General features: G+C 70.2%; 18 protein-coding genes. 12 read left to right on the plus strand and 6 right to left on the minus strand.

The window, feature by feature from the left end; all coding sequences use genetic code 11:
- The 12 genes from ACWPN3_RS12050 to ACWPN3_RS12105 all read left to right on the plus strand — a co-directional run.
- On the plus strand, positions 1-2,010 hold a 2,010-nt coding region (locus ACWPN3_RS12050; protein WP_492261433.1), incomplete at its 5' end, for a tetratricopeptide repeat protein.
- A 168-nt stretch (positions 2,011-2,178) separates the two neighbouring features.
- Positions 2,179-3,729: a tetratricopeptide repeat protein gene (locus ACWPN3_RS12055; protein WP_492239753.1), complete on the plus strand. Its 1,551-nt coding sequence runs from the start codon at positions 2,179-2,181 to the stop codon at positions 3,727-3,729.
- A gap of 77 nt (positions 3,730-3,806) precedes the next feature.
- Entirely contained in the window at positions 3,807-4,421 is a 615-nt protein-coding gene (locus ACWPN3_RS12060; RefSeq protein ID WP_492261434.1) for a hypothetical protein, read from the plus strand.
- A 13-nt stretch (positions 4,422-4,434) separates the two neighbouring features.
- Entirely contained in the window at positions 4,435-5,853 is a 1,419-nt protein-coding gene (locus ACWPN3_RS12065; RefSeq protein WP_492239750.1) for a GAF domain-containing protein, read from the plus strand.
- Complete coding sequence (locus ACWPN3_RS12070) at positions 5,850-6,992, plus strand: tetratricopeptide repeat protein (RefSeq protein ID WP_492261435.1); 1,143 nt, start codon at positions 5,850-5,852, stop codon at positions 6,990-6,992. Before ACWPN3_RS12065 ends, ACWPN3_RS12070 begins: the two co-directional genes overlap by 4 nt.
- Positions 6,989-8,554 (plus strand): GT4 family glycosyltransferase PelF, encoded by a 1,566-nt coding sequence (gene pelF / locus ACWPN3_RS12075; protein ID WP_492261436.1) that lies wholly within the window; start codon positions 6,989-6,991, stop codon positions 8,552-8,554. The genes ACWPN3_RS12070 and pelF overlap by 4 nt, the downstream gene beginning before the upstream one ends.
- A gap of 1 nt (position 8,555) precedes the next feature.
- Complete coding sequence (gene pelG / locus ACWPN3_RS12080; RefSeq protein WP_492239746.1) at positions 8,556-9,935, plus strand: exopolysaccharide Pel transporter PelG; 1,380 nt, start codon at positions 8,556-8,558, stop codon at positions 9,933-9,935.
- Positions 9,932-10,393, plus strand: coding sequence for a hypothetical protein (locus ACWPN3_RS12085; RefSeq protein WP_492239745.1), 462 nt, complete (start codon positions 9,932-9,934; stop codon positions 10,391-10,393). Before pelG ends, ACWPN3_RS12085 begins: the two co-directional genes overlap by 4 nt.
- Before the next feature lie 81 nt (positions 10,394-10,474).
- Positions 10,475-10,729 (plus strand): type II toxin-antitoxin system VapB family antitoxin, encoded by a 255-nt coding sequence (locus ACWPN3_RS12090; protein ID WP_492239744.1) that lies wholly within the window; start codon positions 10,475-10,477, stop codon positions 10,727-10,729.
- Between the two features lie 3 nt (positions 10,730-10,732).
- Positions 10,733-11,122, plus strand: coding sequence for a type II toxin-antitoxin system VapC family toxin (locus ACWPN3_RS12095; RefSeq protein WP_492239743.1), 390 nt, complete (start codon positions 10,733-10,735; stop codon positions 11,120-11,122).
- Positions 11,123-11,379: 257 nt separating this feature from the next.
- Positions 11,380-12,774, plus strand: coding sequence for a YcjX family GTP-binding protein (locus tag ACWPN3_RS12100; RefSeq protein ID WP_492239741.1), 1,395 nt, complete (start codon positions 11,380-11,382; stop codon positions 12,772-12,774).
- The gene (locus ACWPN3_RS12105) at positions 12,771-13,787 is read left to right on the plus strand and encodes a TIGR01620 family protein (protein WP_455183538.1); all 1,017 of its coding nucleotides are present in this window, start codon (positions 12,771-12,773) and stop codon (positions 13,785-13,787) included. The genes ACWPN3_RS12100 and ACWPN3_RS12105 overlap by 4 nt, the downstream gene beginning before the upstream one ends.
- Before the next feature lie 117 nt (positions 13,788-13,904).
- Here the strand turns inward: ACWPN3_RS12105 and ACWPN3_RS12110 are convergent, their stop codons facing one another.
- The 6 genes from ACWPN3_RS12110 to ACWPN3_RS12135 form a co-directional block, all read right to left on the minus strand.
- Positions 13,905-14,435, minus strand: coding sequence for an arsenate reductase ArsC (locus tag ACWPN3_RS12110; RefSeq protein WP_492239740.1), 531 nt, complete (start codon positions 14,433-14,435; stop codon positions 13,905-13,907).
- 114 nt (positions 14,436-14,549) lie between these two features.
- Positions 14,550-15,248 (minus strand): pirin family protein, encoded by a 699-nt coding sequence (locus ACWPN3_RS12115; protein WP_109446071.1) that lies wholly within the window; start codon positions 15,246-15,248, stop codon positions 14,550-14,552.
- 120 nt (positions 15,249-15,368) lie between these two features.
- The gene (locus tag ACWPN3_RS12120) at positions 15,369-16,817 is read right to left on the minus strand and encodes an ATP-binding protein (RefSeq protein ID WP_492261437.1); all 1,449 of its coding nucleotides are present in this window, start codon (positions 16,815-16,817) and stop codon (positions 15,369-15,371) included.
- A 92-nt stretch (positions 16,818-16,909) separates the two neighbouring features.
- Entirely contained in the window at positions 16,910-17,590 is a 681-nt protein-coding gene (locus ACWPN3_RS12125) for an RluA family pseudouridine synthase (protein ID WP_492239737.1), read from the minus strand.
- A gap of 7 nt (positions 17,591-17,597) precedes the next feature.
- A complete protein-coding gene (locus ACWPN3_RS12130; protein ID WP_492239735.1) occupies positions 17,598-17,915 on the minus strand; it encodes a CcdB family protein in 318 nt (105 codons plus the stop codon).
- The gene (locus ACWPN3_RS12135) at positions 17,915-18,154 is read right to left on the minus strand and encodes a type II toxin-antitoxin system CcdA family antitoxin (protein WP_109446079.1); all 240 of its coding nucleotides are present in this window, start codon (positions 18,152-18,154) and stop codon (positions 17,915-17,917) included. The genes ACWPN3_RS12130 and ACWPN3_RS12135 overlap by 1 nt, the downstream gene beginning before the upstream one ends.
- Positions 18,155-18,202 lie beyond the last annotated feature (48 nt).

Below are 18,202 nucleotides of genomic sequence, written 5' to 3' on the forward strand. Positions count from 1 at the left end.
CTGGCGGAAGCCGCGCTGCGCGACGGCGACCGGGCTTTCCCCGACCGCCTCTACCGCGAGCTGGGGGAAGACTTCCTCAACGATTACCCGATCCTGGCGGCCAACATCGCGCTTGGCCGCGGCGACCCTGCCGCCGCCGCCGGGTGGGCGGAACGGGCGCTTGTTGGCGATGGGCTGGCGACCGGCGACCGGCTGGGCGCCATCCGCATCCTCGACCGCACCGGCCGCCGCGCCGCCGCGGTCGCCGCCTTCGACCGGTTGCCGAGGTCGGGCACGATGCCCGACGAGCTGCTGGAGGAGCTGGCCGCCCTGTTCATCGACTTCGACCGCGCGCCGGCCGGTCTTGCCTGGTTCACCGCAAGGCGGCAGGCCACGCCGTCTCCGGCCGCCGCCCAGGGCTGGGCACGGCTGGCCGCCAAGGCCGGCGATCCGGCCGAGGTCGCCGACTGGCTGGCCGGCCAGCCCAAGCTGCCGCTCGCCCTGTTGCAGGACATCGCCGGCAGCGCCGCCGAGCGCGCTTCCGCAAACCCCGCCACGGATCCGCGCGCCAATCGGCCTGCCGCCGCGCTGGCGCTGGCCGCCGCCCAGCGCGCCTTCGCGCTCGACCCTTCGCCGCGCAGCCGTCTGGCGCTGGCCGGCGCGCTGACCGCCACCGGCAAGCCGGCCGACGCGCTGCCGCTGCTGGCCCCGCTGCTCGACAGCGGCGGTGCCGAGGTGGAGGCCGCCTACATCGCCGCACTGGACGGCGCCGGCCGGTCGGAGGAGCTGGCCCGCCACCTGAGCGCCAAGCTGGCGCGGGGAAATCTTTCGGACGCCGACCAGCAGGCCATCGTCACCATGCTGCTCGACCACAAGGCCTATCGGGCGGTGCTGCCGCTGCTGCGGGCCTGGGCGGAGCGGCAAGGGGGAGAGTGGCTGAGCGTCTATGCCGACGCCGCGGCCAAGGCGAATGCGCTGCCCGATCTCGCCGCCCTGCTGCAAGGCCGCGCCGCCGCAGCACCGCTGGCCGAGGCGGAGGATTCGCTCTACCGCGACACGCTGACCCGGCTGGGTCGCAAGGCCGATCTGCGCCGCTATCTGCTGGCCCGCGCCACCGACGACCGTCTGCCGGCCGACAAGCGGCGGGAGCCGGCATCGGCTCTGCTGGCGCTCGGCGACAAGGCGGGGGCCGAGCAGGCGCTGCAACGGCTGGCCGGCGGGCAGGGGCCGCAGGGCGAGGATTTCAGGCAGCTGGCCTATCTCTGGGGACCGCGCCCGCCGGCGGCCGGGCTGGACTGGATCGAGGCACGGGCCAAGGCCGCCGGCAGCCCGGCCGAGCAGGCGGCATGGTACGACCGCCTTGCCGAGTATGGCGGCGGCCGGCGTGTCATCGCCGGGCTTGCCGCCCAAGGCGCCGCGCCCGTCCAGCCCGCCTTGAAGACCCCCTACATCGAGGCGCTGGCGGCGGCCGGCAAGGGCAAGGAGCTTGCGGAGGCCGTGCGCGCCGCACTGCCGGAGGAAGCCGCCCCGGATCGGCTGCGCCGCTACGCCCGCCTTGCCGAGCAGACCGGCCAGCGCGCCGCCGCCTCGCAGGCCTGGACCGCGCTGCTGGCGCGCAAGCCGGACGATGCCGACGCGCTGCGCCAGCTGGGCATGCTGGCCTATGACGAGAACCGCCTCGCCGACGCCGAACGGCTGCTGCGCCGCTACGTCGCCACCGGTCCCGACGATTACGAGGCGCATTACTTCCTGGGCGAGGCGCTGACCGCGCTGAAGCGCCCGACGGTAGCGACCCCCTTCTACCGCACCGCTCTGGCGCAGCTGCGCGCCCGCGCCACGCGCAGCGACGGGACGACCCAGACGGAGGCCAACCTGCTGAACCGGCTGGGCAAGGTGGACGACGCCGTGGCGCTGTTCGAGGGCCTGCGCAAGCGCCGCCCGGCCGACCGCCAATTGAAGGCCGACTACGCATCGATGCTGATCGAAAACGGACGACTGCCGGAGGCCCGCCGTGTCCTGGCCCTTCCGTGATCGGCTTCCAATCGCCCTGCTTTCAGTACCCTCTCTCCCCCGGGGAGAGGGAGGGGCCCCGCGCCCGCGGCGCGGGGAGGGTGAGGGGGATGCGTGGCGAGGATCCTGGGAAAGTCACGCGGTGCATCCCCCTCACCCTGACCCTCTCCCCGGGGGGAGAGGGGACTCTTGCCGTTACTCGCCCTCGCTTTCCTTCTCCTCGCCACCCCCGCCCCCGCCCAACCGGCGAGGGTGGAGGCGGTGCGCGAGACCAGCACCGCCCGCTTCGCCCTGCACTGGCCCGGCACCGTCACCACGGAAACCCAGCGCGACGGCCGCGAGCTGGTGCTCCGCTTCAGCCGCCCGCTCGGCGAAATCTCGGGCGAGGTCCCGCTCGACCGTGTGCCGGAGCGGCTGGAGTCCTGGGTCGACAACATCCTCTACGGCTACGACAGCGTCGTGCTGGTGCTTGGCCCCGGTGTCGAGGCGGCGGTCGCCACCGACCCCGCCGGCCTCAGCGTCGCCCTGACCCGCTCCGCCGAGGCCCCCAGCCGCGAGGTGCAGGCTGCCAACCGGGCCGCCGACCGCGCCGCCCAGCGGCGCCTCGACTATTTCCGCGCCCTGGCGCTGATGGAGGGCGGCGACCTCCGCCCGGCGCGGACGCTGCTGCGCGACCTGCTGGCGCAGGACCCGAAGGACGCCCAGTCCACCGCCCTGCTGGCCCAGGCGGAGGAGCGGCTCGGCCGCTGGCGCGACGCGATCATGGCCTATGACACGGCGCTGGAACTGACGCCCGACGAGCCGTCGCTGGTCCAGGGCAAGGCGCTGCTCCTGCACGAGACGGCCGACCGCAGCCGCCTCGACCTCGACTGGCAGAAGGTGCGCAACGCCGACATGCAGCGCATCGCCCGCTTCAGCGGCGTTCAGGAGCTTGGCCGGTCCACCAGCCTCACCTGGGCGCTGGAGCGCCGCGAGGTCGATGTCGATTCCGCCCGCCGCGGTGACGGCCGCTTGGAAGCCTTTCATGGTGCCCGCTCCCGGCTGGAGGCGGCGCTGGTGCATGACTGGCCGGAGCTGGAGCGCTCAACCCTGGCGCTCTACGCCGCCCCGCAGACGCTCGGTGCCGGTTACAGCCATCTGTGGCGCGGCGACGAGTCCGAAACCCGCGCCGGTTTCGCCTGGAGCGAGCCGAGCTTCGCCTTCCTGGAGGGCATCGTCGATGGCGGCCGGCGCGACCGCCTGTTCGTCCAGCACGAGAACCGGCTGTCCGACCGCTGGTCGCTGTCGCTCGGAGGCGGTTACAACCGCTATGGGCTGTCCGGCGCGGCCGATCTGGCGCGCAGCGCCACGCTGGAGGGATCGCTGCGCTACACGCTGAACGCAGTGGGCCCGCTGGCCAGCGTCGCCTATGTGCTGGATGCCGAATATGTGGCGCACCGGGAAGAGCGGCAGGACGCGAACGGCCAGCCCTATGTCCCGCTGCCGGCGGCGACCCGCGAGGTCCATGCGTTGCAGCTCAATGTCGAGGATTACCTGACCGACTATGTCCGCTATGCGGCGCAGATCGGCTACGCCTACGACCGGCGGGGCCGCAGCGGACCGCAGGGCGCCATCTCGCTGGGATGGGAGCCGGCGGACAATCTGGAACTGGGATTCCGCGCCAGCCATGCCCGCTCCACCGCGCGCGGCACGGCCAGCGCGGTGAACAGCGCCGGTGTCACCCTGGTCTGGCGCTATTGACGGTGTGTCAACTCTTTATGGTTAAAAAAGGTGGACGGAGAATGGGTGCGGCGATGCGGCTGACGGGGACCGGAAAGATGGGCAAGGACATGCGGGCCGGCGCGGCGCTGCTGGTGGCCGGACTGCTGCTGGCGGGGTGCGGCGTCGGCCGGATCAACAGCCGTGACTTCGCCCAGCCGGGCGGGGCGCTGCCGGCCGGCTCGACCGTCGCCGTCCTGCCCTTCGAGAATCTGACCAACCACCCCAATGCCGGCCAGATCGCCGCCGACATCGTCTCCACCGAACTCTATGGCGTCGAGGGCCTCCGCACGGTGGAGGTCGGCCGGGTCCGCAGCCGCCTGTCCGCCGGCAAGCCGGCTGCCGACGCCGCTTCTACCGCCACCGCCTCCACCGACGGGCAGCCAGACGCCGCCCCGCTGGATGCCCAGGCCGCCGGCCGGACCCTGGGCGTCGATGCGGTGCTGGCCGGCAGCGTGTCGGAATACGGCTATCAGCATGGCCTGCGCGAGGAGCCGGTCGTCGGCCTGAACGCCCGGCTGGTGCGGGTGTCGGACGGCGCCGTCCTCTGGACCTCCAGCCAGTCGGAGGCCGGACGCGGCTATTTCAGCCGCGACAGCGTCAACAACGTCGCCCAGCGCGTGGCGACCCGCATGATCCACAGCCTGCGGCCTGTCGTCGCCGCCACCCGCTGAGGCCCCGACCCGCATGAGCAGCCTGCCGAGCCCATCCATCGCCGACAGCGCTTCGCCCCGCCGCCGGCTCGGCCTGCGGCCGGTCGCCCTGCTGGAGCTGCTGCTGTTCTTCGGCGTGGCGCTGGGGCTGGACGTCTGGCTCGGCGCCGGGCTGCGCTTCGAGGGGGTGCAGCCGCATCCCTTCTGGATCCCGGTCCTGCTGCTGGCGATCCAGTACGGTACCAACGAGGGGGTGCTGGCGGCGCTGGTTGCGTCGGCGGCGCTGCGGCTCGGCAACATGCCCGATGCCGGGATCGGCCAGGACCTCTACGACCATCTCTTCGCCTTGACCCGCGAGCCGATCCTCTGGCTGGTCGCCGCCGTGCTGTTCGGCGAGCTGCGGATGCGCCAGCTGCGCGAGCGCGAGGATCTCCGCGCCGGCCTTGCCGCCGCCCGGCAGGAGGCCGAGGCCATCGCCCGCTCCTACCGCGCGCTGAAATCGGTCAAGGAAAGCCTGGAGACCCGCGTCGCCGGCCAGCTGCGCACCGTCTTCACCCTCTATCAGGCCGCCAAGTCCATCGACCATCTCGACGAGGGCGAGGTGATGCTGGGCATCGCCGACCTCGTCCGCACCGTCATGAAGCCGGAGAAATTCTCGCTGTTCCTGCTGAACAACGACGTTCTGGAATCGGTGACGAACGAGGGCTGGGACGACGAGACCGACAGCTATGCCCGCTGGTTCGACAGCGGCACGCCGCTGTTCCAGACCGTGATCGCCCGCCAGCGCCAGCTTTGCGTCAACCGCGCCGACGACGAGCGCGTGCTCGCCGGCGAAGGCGTGATGGCCGGCCCGCTGATCAGTGCCGACACCGGCGAGGTGCTGGGCATGGTGAAGATCGAAAGCCTGGGCTTCACCGACCTCAGCGTCAACACGGTCGAGAATTTCCGCATCCTGTGCGAATGGATCGGCACCGCGATGGCGAAGGCGCGCCAGTACCGCACCGCCAGCGAACAGCGGGTCTTCACCGACGAGGCGCTTTACTCCTCCAGCTACATCGGCCGGCAGGCGGAGTTCCTCGCCCTGCTCGGCCGCCGCATGGGCTTCGAGACCACCGCCATCACCATCCGCCCGACCGGCCTGTCGCGCCTGTCGGTGGCCCAGCGCGCCGACCTCGCCGCCGCCATCGGCGAGGCGGTGCGCGGCAGCCTGCGCGACACCGACCTCGCCTGCGATTTCGGCCATCAGGGCACGTCCTTCGGCGTGGTGCTGGCCGGCACGCCGCTGGAGGGCGCCAAGCAGGTGGAGGCGAAGCTGGAGCGCGCGGTGCGCCAGGCGCTGCCCGCCGGCCTTTCCACCATCCCCATCGGCTTCGTCACCCGCCGCATCGACCCGCCGGCCCCTGCGGCCGGGCAGAATACCGCCGGGCAAAAGGTCGGGGAGGTCGCGCAATGAGCGGACCTGACTCCACCCAATCGGCTTCCGACCTGTCCAACTCTGCCCCCCTGCTGGCGGGCGAGCGTCCGGCCGCCGACGCGGCGGAACTGGCGGCGGTGGCGCTCGCCGCCGGTCTGCTCGATGCCGCGGCGCTTGCGCCCGGCCTGACCGCAATTCCTCTCGCCGTTCCGCTGGCCGCGGCGCTGCATCTGCTGCTCTGCGCCCTCGTCGGTCTGTGGGTGCGCGGCCGGGCGCTGCGCGGGCGCGACCTGCGGCTGGCCGGGCTGCTGCTGGTCACCATCGTGCCGCTGGGGCCGCTGGGCGCCGCCTGCACGCTGATGACCGCGGCGCTGCTGGCGCTGTTCAGCCGCTATGCCACCGGCTTCCAGGACTGGTACCTTTCGCTCTTCCCCGACAGCGAGACCGGCCCGGCGCAGGAGCTGTACGAGCTGATCGTGACCGGCCGCGAGAACGCCCATCTGATGGCCGGCGACTCCTTCACCGACGTGATGTCGGTCGGCTCGCCGCAGCAGAAGCAGGCGGTGATCGCCCTGGTCGCCCGCCATTTCCGCCCGGCCTTCACCCCCGCCCTGAAGGCCGGGCTGGCCGACGCCGACCCGTCCGTCCGCGTCCAGGCCGCCACCGCCACCGCGCGGGTGGAGCATGAGTTCAACGAGCGCTGGCTGGCGCTCGACCACGCCGCCCGCAGCCGCCCCGACGATGCCGCCAGCCTCGCGGGGCTCGCCCGCCATCTCGACGATTACGCCTTCTGCGGCCTGCTCGATTCCAACCGCGAGGCGGAGATCCGCGACAAGGCGCTGGAGGGCTACCGGCGCAGCCTGGACCTCGCTCCTGACGACGACGGCATCCGCCACGACCTGGGCCGGCTGCTCCTGCGCTGCGGACTGGCGGCGGAGGCGGCGGAAAGGCTGGAACCGATGATCGACCGCACGCCCGACCGCCGCATCCTGTTCTGGTATGCCGAGAGCCTGTTCCGGCTCGGCCGCTTCGCCGACCTGCGGGTGCTGCCGGCCCGGCGGTCCGATTTGCTGGGCGACGGGGCGGAACTGCCCGACACGCTGCGCGACGTCTTCGCCCTCTGGCGCGACGACGTCCCGGCAGCCACCGGCATCGCCGGGCGGGAGCTTGCCGCATGAGCCGCCCCCTGCCCGAAGCGCCCCCCGAAGCTCCCCATGCCCCCAGGGCCGACGTCTGCCTGCTGATGGAGGGATCCTATCCCTATGTCGCCGGCGGCGTGTCGACCTGGACCCATGACCTGATCCGGTCCCATTCCGACCTGACCTTCCACATCGTGGCCCTGGTCGCCGACCGCGCTGCCCGCAAGCTCGCCTATGAGCTGCCGCCCAACGTCACCGGCCTGACCCATGTCTATCTCCAGGACCCGCCGGCCGGCTGGCGCTGGCAGCCCGGCACCGGCCGGCTGCTGAAGGAGCTGGAGAAGCCGCTGGCCCGCCTGCAGCAGGGGGGCGGGCTGGCCGAGGTGGCGGAGGTGCTGCGGCTGCTGGCCCCCCGGCGCGGCCGGATCGGCAAGCGGGCGCTGCTGAACTCCGAGGACGCCTTCCAGATGGTGGTGCGCATGTGCAGGGCCGCCCTGCCGGACGCCTCCTTCCTCGAATATTTCTGGGGCAGCCGGGCGCTGATGAGCGGGCTGTTCGCCACGCTGCTGGTGCCGATGCCGCAGGCTGGGGTCTATCATGCCGTCTCCACCGGCTATGCCGGGCTGTTCGCCGCGCGGGCGCGGCTGGAAACCGGGCGGCCGGCGCTGCTGACCGAACACGGCATCTACACCAACGAACGGCGCATCGAGATCCTGATGGCCGAATGGCTGTTCGAGGGGGCCGACACCTCGCTGGCGCTCGACAAGAAGAAGCGCGACCTGCGCGACCTGTGGCTCGACACCTTCGCCAGCTATTCCAAGGCCTGCTACGACGCCTGCGACCGCATCATCACCTTGTACGGCGGCAATCAGGAGTTCCAGCGCCGCCAGGGCGCCGATCCGGCCAAGCTGCTGATCGTGCCCAACGGCATCGACTATGCCGGCTATTCCCAGGTGCAGCGCAAGTCCACGCCGCGCCCGCCGACCATCGCCCTGATCGGCCGCGTCGTGCCGATCAAGGACGTGAAGACCTATGTCCGGGCGGCCGCCATCCTGCGCGAGGACATCCCCGATCTGAAGGCGATGATCCTCGGGCCGCTGGAGGAGGATCCCGGCTATGTCGAGGAATGCCGCAGCATCGTGAAGCATCTTGGGCTGGAGCAGACGGTGATCTTCGCCGGCCGGGTCAAACTGACCGACTGGCTGGGCAGGATCGACGCCATCGCGCTGACCAGCGTCAGCGAGGCGCAGCCGCTGGTGATCCTGGAGGCCGGGGCGTCGGGCGTGCCGACGGTGGCGACCGATGTCGGCTCCTGCTCCGAGCTGCTGATGGGCCGCCCGGACGAGGTGCCGCCGCTGGGGCCGGGCGGGGCGGTGACGCCGCTGGCCAGCCCGCTCGACACCGCGCGGGAACTGCGCGCCCTGCTGCTCGACCGCGCGTGGCGCGACCGCTGTGCCCAGGCCATCGCCCGGCGTGTCGCCCAATCCTACGACAAGGTCGCCATCGACCGCGTCTACCGTGCCATCTACGACGAGCACATCGCCATGCCGACCCGGCTTTCCCCGGAGCATGACGGCATCGGCCTGAAGGGAGCCGCCTGAGATGGCCGGCATCGGCTTCGCCCTCCGCCGGCTGGCCCGGCGCGACGACCTGCTCGGCGTGTTGCAGGGCTATGCCCATTCCGCCTTCATCACGTCGGGCCCCTGGATGTTCACCATCCTGGCGCTGGCCGGCATCACGCTGTTCGGCCGCGATCTGGTGGGGATGGAGGAGCTGACGCTGTTCCGCGTCGTGGTGATCTACAATTTCTGCTTCTCGGTCGTCTTCACCGGGCCGCTGGTGCTGGTCGCCACCCGCTATCTCGCCGACGCCATCTATGCCAAGGAGGTCGAGGCCGCACCCGGCATGCTGCTGGCGACGCTGGGGCTGGCCTATGCCATCGCCGGGCTGACCGCCGGACCCTTCTATCCGCTGTTCAGCGGGTTGCCGCTGCCGCTGATGCTGGGCGGGCTGGCGAACTTCTTCCTGGTCTGCGGCATCTGGGTGGTGTCGATCTTCCTGTCGGCGCTGAAGGATTATCTGGCGGTCACCGTCGCCTTCGGCGTCGGCATGGCGGCGGGGCTGGCCGGTGCGGTCCTGCTGGGCGGCCGCTTCGGCGCCGCCGGGATGGTCTGGGGATTCTCCGCCGGGCTGGCGGTGATCCAGTTCGGGCTGATCGCGCGGGTGCTGGCCGAATACCCCCATCCGGTCGGCCGGATGTTCGACTTCCTCGGCTATTTCCGCAAATACGCCGATCTGGCGCTGATCGGGCTGTGCGCCAACGCCGCCGTCTGGACCGACAAGTGGATCATGTGGTTCGCGCCGGAACGCGAGCTGGTCTCCGGCGCCATGGCGATCTACAGCGCCTATGACGGCGCCATGTTCATCGCCTATCTGACGACGCTGCCGGCGCTGACCCTGTTCACGGTGAACATCGAGACCCGCTTCTTCGAGCATTACCAGGGCTTCTACCGCGACATCCAGAAGCACGCGACCTACGACCAGATCGCCCGCAACCACCGCGCCATCATCGCCGCCCTGCTCGACAGCAGCCGCAACCTGATCATCCTGCAAGGGGCGGTCTGCGCCGTCTGCATCTTCCTGGCCCCAAGCATCATCGGTGCCCTCGGCCTGCAATACCAGCAGATCGGCATGTTCCGCTTCGGCGTGCTGGGCGCCTTCTTCCAGGTGCTGTTCCTGTTCTGCACGGTGATCCTCGCCTATTTCGACCTGCGCGGGCGAAACCTGACGGTGCAGCTGGTCTATCTGGCCGCGAATGCCGGCTTCACCCTGCTGTTCAGCCGGATGGGCTTTCCCTGGTACGGCTACGGCTATTTCCTCAGCTCGCTGCTGGCCTTCGCGGTGGCCTATCTGATGGTGGCGGACGCGGTGCGGCGGCTGCCCTATTTCGCCTTCGTCGCTAACAACCCGTCGGTGCGATGACCCGCCGCCTCGCCGCCCTGCTGCTGACCGCCCTGCTGCTGCCGGCCGCCGCCGGGGCCGAGGAGGTGCTGCGCACCGACCGCACCCAACCGGGCCATCTGGGTCCGACCTTCCGCGCCTATGAACCGCCGCCGCCCGGCCACGAGCCGCGCCTGCGCCGGACCGAGAGCCGCATCGTCTACAAGCTGCCCAACGGCCTGAACGGCCTCGCCACGCGCGACCGCACCCTGTCGCACCTGTGCCAGCGCGGCGCCTTCCTGCAACAGATCGACGGGCTCTATTGGGCGGCGACGCCGGACTACCGCTATGGGGTGGCCTTTTCCGGCGGCGCCAATCTTGTCGATCCGCAGAACCGCCGTCAGCCCGGCAAGACCTATTTCTTCCGCAACCAGGACAGCCGCTGCGAGGTCTGGATCGGCGACCAGGCGAAGCTGATGCCGCACTATATCGGGGGGTGACCGCGGCCTTGCCGCGCGGTTCGGCCGGGACCACAATGGTTCGCAACGAGCAGCCATGCTGATCTATAGCTGGAGACACCGATGCCCATTCCGGTGAGCGCTGAAACGGAAGTCCTTGCCCGCCGGCTTGCCGCCATTCGGGGGCAGAGCATCGACGAGGTTGTCCGCACCGCCGTTCGCGATGCGCTGGCGCGCGCTGAGCGGCCGGCGCCGTCCGGTCTCACGCCGGACCAGCAGGCCAAGGTCGACCGCATGCTGGCGCGGGTGAAGGCGCTGCCGCCGCTGGACAAAGACCCTGACGCCGTTCTCTACGACGAACACGGCCTGCCTCGCTGAGCCATGGTCGTCGATACCTCGGCCCTGGTTGCCATCCTGAAGGCCGAGCCGGAAGCGGCCGTCTTCCTCGCCAAGCTCGCCAGCGCCACGGTGTGCCGCCTGTCGGCCGCGAATTTCGTCGAGGCCGGGCTGATCGCCAACCGCGATCCGACCGGTTCCCACCGCGAGGCCCTTGAGGAACTGCTGCGGGAGTTCGCGATCCGCATCGAGCCGGTCAGCGAGCGCCAAGCCCGGCTTGCTCTCGACGCATTCCGTCGTTACGGCAAGGGGACCGGACACCCGGCCGGCCTCAATTACGGTGACTGCTTCGCCTATGCCCTGGCTGCGGACACGGGCGAAGTCCTGCTGTTCAAGGGCGATGATTTTCCCTGCACCGACCTTGTGCCGGCATGAGCGGCGTTACCGACCATCCCGGCGTTTTTCATCCCGCCGTTACCTGCCTCCCCGCATCCATGGTAGCGTTCTCGCCGGTGCCCCTTTGCGGAGGTTCCCGCCGATGCCGTCCGGATGGAACAGTGAACACGCCCCCGAAAACTGTTTCACGCCGTTCCAAACGTCGCATCCGGCTCCGCCTCGCATCCCGGCCCCTCGCATCGCGCTTGGCCGACCCCATATAGGGCCGGTCATCGGCCAGACGTGAACGACCGCCCGTGCGTATTCCCGACCTGAACAGCCTCTACGACGCCGGCAGCCGGCTTCTCCTGGAATCGACGGTGCGCGTCGGCGTCACCGGGCTGCGGCGGGCGGGCAAGACCGTCTTCGTCACCGCCATCGTCGACAACCTGCTGAAGAGCGGGCGGCTGCCCTTCATGGATGTCGTCTCGTCCGGCCGGTTCCAGGCGGCGCGGCTGCGGCCGCAGCCCGATCCCGACGTGCCGCGCTTCGATTTCGAAGGCCATCTCGCCGCCTTGACCGGCCCTGACCCCCATTGGCCGGAGCCGACGCGCGGCATCGGCCAGATGCGCGTCTCGCTGCGCTACCGTCCGGATTCGGCGCTGAAGCGCACCGTGCAGCCGATGGCGACGCTCAATGTCGACCTCGTCGATTATCCCGGCGAATGGCTGCTCGACCTACCGCTGCTGCGCCAGAGCTTCGCGGAATGGAGCGCCCAGACCCTCGAACTCGCCGCCCGTCCGCCGCGCGACGAGCTGTCCGCCTCGTGGCGCGGCTGGCTCGCCACCATCGACCCGGCCGCCCCGGCGGAGGAGGAGGCGGCGCGGCGCGGGGCGGCGCTCTACACCGACTATCTCCATGCCTGCCGCCGCGCCGACACGCTGCTCAGCCTGATCCAGCCCGGCCGCTTCGTCGAACCCGGCGACATGAAGGACGCGCCGCTGCTGACCTTCTGTCCCCTGCATGGCAATCAGCCCAACGGATCGAGGGGCCGCGGCAGCCTGTGGGCGCTGATGGAGGACCGGTACGAGGCCTACAAGACCAACGTCGTCCGCCGCTTCTTCGCCGAGCATTTCGCCCGGCTCGACCGCCAGATCGTGCTGATCGACGTGCTGGGCGCGCTGAATGCCGGCCCCGCCGGGATGGCCGACATGAAGCAGGCGCTGGAGTTGAGCCTGGAGCCGTTCCGCCATGGTTCGTCGGGCTGGCTCGACTGGCTGTTCGGCAGCAAGATCGACCGCGTGCTGTTCGCCGCGACCAAGGCCGACCACATCGCCGCCCACCAGCATGCCCAGCTGCGGGCCTTGCTCGACCGGCTGGTCGGCGACGCCCGCAACGCCATCCGCTTCGAGGGCGCCCAGGTCGAGACCATGGCCATCGCCGCGCTGAAATGCACCGAAAGCGTGGTGACGGAGCATGAAGGGCGGCAGCTGCGCTGCGTGCGCGGCGTGCCGGTCGGGCGCGACCGTCCGACCGTGCTGTTCCCCGGCGAAATTCCGGAGGATGCCGAGGCCTTCCCGCCCGGTCGCGACCGCCCCTACAATTTCCTGGCCTTCCGCCCGCCCGACGACCTCGGCCGCGATCCGCGCGGCCTGCCGCACATCCGCGTCGACCAGGCCCTGCAATTCCTTCTCGGGGACTATCTGACGTGACGGAGCGCGAGACCCGCAATGCCTCAAAGGGGTGGGTTCCGCCGATGGAGCTGGAACTCGACCGCGCGGCACCCGTGCCGGCCGAGGAGGAGACCGCCCTCTTGACCGGCTCCGGCGATCCCGCCGACCTGCTGCCGGCCCCGGCCACCCCGGTGCGGACCACGCGCCGGCTGGGGCGCTGGCTGTTCGGGGCGCTGGCGGCGCTGGTTCTGGTGGCGCTGGGCTTCGACACAGCCGACCTGTTGGCCCGCGCCTTCGCCACCAGCCTCGCGCTGGGCGTGCTGGTCGGCCTGCTGGCCGCCACCGCCGGCATCGCGGCCCTGGCGATGCTGGTGACCGAGCTGCTGTCGCTCCGCCGCCTGCGCCGCATCGAGGAACTGCGGGCGGAGGCCGGCCGGCTGGAGCTGGACGCCCCCGGCGGCCGGGCCGACCGGTTCGCCGGATCGCTGGTGGCGCTCTATGCCGACCGGCGGGAGCTGGCCCCGGCGCTGGCCCGCGTGCGCGACCATGTCACCGACGCCCATGACGAGCATGAGGTGGTCCGGCTGCTCGACCGCGAGGTGCTGAGCCCGCTCGACCGCGCCGCCTATCAGCGGGTGCTGCGCGCCTCGCGCGACACCGCCGTCGCCACCGCGCTGAGCCCGGCGGCTCTGCTGGATTTCGCGGTGGTCCTCTGGCGCAACCTGAAGCTGGTGCGGGAGATCGCCGCCCTCTATGGCGCCCGGCCCGGCTATGTCGGCTCGCTGCGGCTGTTGCGCCGGATGCTCGCCAACATCGCCGTCGCCGGGGTGGCGGAAAGCGCCCACCATGTCGCGGTGGAGGCGCTGGGCGGGTCGCTCGCCGCCGCCATTTCAACGCGGATGGGGCAGGGGGTGATCAACGGCCTGCTGACCGCGCGGGTCGGGCTGACCGCCATGCATTTGTGCCGCCCCATCGCCTTCGGCCCGGACAACCGTCCCAGCCTCAACCGCATCAGGAAGGAGCTGCTGTCCCTGCCCAAGCAAGTGCTGTGATACCGTCGGGCGTACGCCCGACGGTATGGGCCGCGACTGCGGCCCCGCAGGTCCATGCCTGCGAAGGCAAGCGGCCGGATGGCCGCGCCCGCCGATTGAGGGCGAGTAAAAGAGCGCTCAGGCGTCGGCCATTGCGTCCGCTTCGGAGCCATGAACGGTGCCGATGGCATGCAGCGAGCTTTGCAGGGTCAGCCGGTCCAGCTGCTCCACCCGCAGGCTGGCGAAGATCTTGATGCGGCTTTCCAGCTCCACATAGGTGCGGCGGAAGGCCATGCGGATGCGGTCCTCCGTCCCGCTGGCGGCCGACGGATCCTCGACCCCCCAATGGGCGGTCAGCGGCGTGCCATTCCACACCGGGCACATTTCGCCCGCCGCCTGATCGCAGACGGTGAAGACGAAATCCAGCGCCGGCGCGTCCGGCCGGGAGAACTCGTCCCAGCTTTTCGACCGCAGACCCTCGGTCGGCAGATTGAAGGCCTTCAGCGTCGCCAGCGTGTGCGGGTTGATCTGGCCCGAAGGGTGGCTGCCGGCCGACCATGCGTTGAAGCGGCCGGCGCCCCACCGCCGCATCAGGCATTCCGCCATGATGCTGCGCGCCGAATTGTGGGTGCAGAGAAACAGGGCGTTGTAGGTTTTCTGCTCGGTCATCGCCAACCCCAGGGTTCGGCCCGCCGGCAGGGTGTCGGCGGGAACGGGACGGCGGCACTGTGCCGTCCGCCCCGCTCCCGGTTCAAATCAAGCTTTTATGTCAAGCCCGACACCTCATGCGAGGTCGAAGACCAGCACTTCGGCCTCATAAGCCCGGTCCAGCGTCACCGCCTCCTCGTTGGACAGGGCTGCGCCGTCGCCGGCCTTCAGCAGGGTGCCGTTCAGATGGACCCAGCCGCGGGCGACCTGGACCCAGGCATGGCGGCCGGGGCGCAGCGGCAGCGTGGCGCTTTCCTCGCCGTCCAGCAGGGCGGCATACAGGTCGACATCCTGATGGATGACGGTGCTGCCGTCACGGCCGTCCCGCGACCCGACCAGCTTCAGCGTGCCGCGCTTCTGCTCGGCCGGGAAGTCCGCCTGCTGGTAGCCGGGCGCCAGGTTGTTGGCCTCCGGCAGGATCCAGATCTGGAGGAAATGCACCGGTTCGGTGTCCGACGCATTGTATTCGCTGTGGCGGATGCCGCGGCCGGCGCTCATCACCTGGACCTCGCCCGGACGGATCACCGACCCGGTGCCGATGGAGTCCTTGTGCTCCAGCGCGCCGTTCAGCACATAGGAGACGATCTCCATGTTGGCGTGCCCATGGGTGGGGAAGCCGGCGCCGGGGATCACCCGATCCTCGTTGATGACCCGCAGGGCGCGGAAGCCCATATGGCCGGGATCCAGGTAGTGGCCGAACGAGAAGCTGTGGTTGCTGTTCAGCCAACCCATGTTGGCGACCCCACGCTCGTCGCGATGGCGAATGGTGATCATGATGAAACCCTCCTTTGCCTTCGGGGTGTGTGCCCTTGTCTGGAGGGGAATTTGGCACCGGACAGCAAATCGAACAATCAGGCGAAATTACACAAGATCGTCCTTCATGGAGCGACAATATCACCCCGCCAGCGGCACGCCCACGGCGAACACGGTTCCACGCCCTTCCACCGACCGCACCGTCACTGGATGCCCCAGCAGCCGGGCCAGACGTTCGACGATGGCGAGGCCGAGGCCGATGCCCTCGCTGCGGTCGCGGTCGGGACGGTCGAGCTGGACGAATTCCTCGAAGATGCGCTGGCGGTCGGGCTCGGCGATGCCGCGGCCGGTGTCGTAGACCTCGATCCACAGCGTGTCGCCACGGGTGCGGCAGCCGACCAGCACGCCGCCGCTCTCGGTGTAGCGGATGGCGTTGGCGATCAGGTTGCGGACGATCCGCTCCAGTAGGGCCGGATCGCTGCGCACGACCGCATCGGTCGGGATGGCGCGGAGCCGCAGCCCCTTCGCCTCCGCCTGTCCGGCGAACTCGGCCTCGAGCTGGTCGAGCAGGGGGGAGAGCGGCAGGTCGGCCGGCTTCGGCGACACCACCCCCAATTCCAGCTTGGAGATGTCGAGGATCGCGTTCAGCAGGTCGCGCATCGACCGTTGCGCCGCCTTCAGGTCGGTCAGCAGGGCCGCCGCCTTGCCGCTCTGCGGCTGGCGTTCCAGCATGCCGGTGAACATGCCGATGGCCTGCAGCGGTTGCTGCAGGTCGTGGCTGGCATGGGCGAGGAAACGGGACTTCGCCCGGTGCGCCTGCTCCGCCGCGGTCTTGGCGGTGTGCAGTTCGGCCGTCCGCTCGCGCACCTGCTGTTCCAGCGTGGCGTTGGCCCGCTCGATGGTTTCCGCCATGCGCAAGATTTCGGTGAACTGCCGGCGCACCTGCCGCGTCATCGGCCGGAAGATCGCCAGCGCCTCCACCGCCAGGATCAGCAGGGTGATCAGCAGCGCCGCCAAGCCCAGCCGGTGCAGGGTCTGGAAGCCCGCCTCGCCCTCCTCCTGGTAAAGGGCGACCATCTCTTCAAGCCGGTCCAGCAGCGGGCCGAGCGCTTGAGCGGTAATGCGGTTGGCTTCGGCGGGGTCCGGCGGCTGGCCGGTGGACGCGGCGGCGATAACGCGGCGCAAGGCGGCGATATGCCCGGTCACCACCGGGTCGAGCGGGTCGGGGCCGCTGAAGAACAGGTCGCGCGGCGGCGGACCCAGCGGCGGGCCTTCCTCCGACCCGGACTGGCCGCTCAGGCGCCGGTGGGTCGCCTCGAACATGCCCGTGGCCTCGTCCAGCCGCTTGGCAAGGTCGGCGCGCACCGCCGGATCGGTGGCGCTCCTCAGCTGTTCCACCAGCAGGGCCGTCCGCTGCGACAGCATGCGCTGGCGGCCGGAGACATTGACGACCTCCAGCATGCGTTCATGCTGGCCGATCACCCGCTCCGTCATGACGAAGCCGGCCAGCGTGCCCAGCGCGATCAAGGTCAGCGCCAGGGCGTAGCGCAGGGTCATCCAACGGGCTGTCGTCGTGCCGATCGGTATCATGCGCTCGTCCCCCGGGCCGTGATCGCCCCAATGCGGTACCGATCATGGGGCAGCCTGCCGCATCGCAGCAAGGCCAGAGCGTGGCGGCGACGCTATGACGCTTCGGTAAAGCCGCAGGCTTCCAGCGCCGCCCGCATGTGGGGCGGAACCGGGGCCACGGCGCCGACCGGATCGCGCTTGGGGTAGAGCGGCAGCGAGATGGCGCGGGAGTGCAGATGCAGCGGCTTGCCGTCCGGCCCGCCATATTGCGGGTCGCCGACCAGCGGACAGCCGATGGAGGCGCAATGGACGCGGATCTGGTGGGTCCGGCCGGTGTGCGGCGTCAGTTCCAGCCAAGTGAGCCCATCGGCCTGCCCGCGCACGACATAATCGGTGACCGCCGCCTGTCCGTCGGGCGAACCGACGATGCGCCAGCCGCCGGTCTTGTTGGACACCTTGGCGAGCGGCAGTTCGATCCGCCCGGACTCCTGGGGCGGCGTGCCGGCGACCACCGCCCAATAGGTCTTATCGACCTTGCCGTTCTGGAACAGGATGCCGATCTTGCGCAACGCCTTGGCATGGCGGCCGAGGATCAGGCAGCCCGACGTGTCGCGGTCCAGCCGGTGGGCCAGCGACGGGGGCTTGGGAAAGCCGAAGCGCAGCGCGTCGAAATGCCGCTCCAGGTTCGGTCCGCCGGCAGGACCGGCATGGACCGGCAACCCGGCGGGCTTGTCGAGGATCAGCATCAGCCCGTCGCGGTACAGGATGCGGTCTTGGATTTGGGTGGGTGTCACGGGCTACTCATCCCCAGGCACGGGAAATCAAAAGGTCGATGGCGGCGATGATGCGGTCGCTGTCGTCGGCGAGGCAGCAGACCCTCTCGCCGAGTTGGTCCATCGGAACGGAGGCGAGCTGAAGCGGGTTCAAAACGACGCCATGGCCCTCGATCTCGAACTTCGGGGTCAAGGAGGGTTCCGTGCACTGGAGCTTGTCAGCCAGCAGCAGCGGCGCGACCACCCTGCGTGCCGATGCGTCGAAACGCTGTGACTGGACTATCACCAGATACGGTATGCCCGAACGCATTGCTGTTCGGTTCCGATGAACATCGAATTGAGCCATCACAGGTGATCGAGATGTTCATCGGCGAAGGAGCCGTATCTGGCGTCGAACTCGTTCAGCGCCTTGATCGTGGCATCCAGGCGACGCTCACGATCCGCCTTCGCCACCTCGTCGGCCAGCATCTTTTCAACTCGTTCCGACAGGTCGCCGGGAAGGGACTGGGCGCGTTGCAGGATGTCCTCGTCCAGCGACAAGGTGATGTCCCGCTTCGGCGCACGCCGGTCATAGACACCGTCCATTGCACAGTCCTTCCCGATCCCGATGCCCCGATCCCGATGCGATGAAGA

The organism is Azospirillum sp. UENF 111221, from assembly GCF_058780625.1.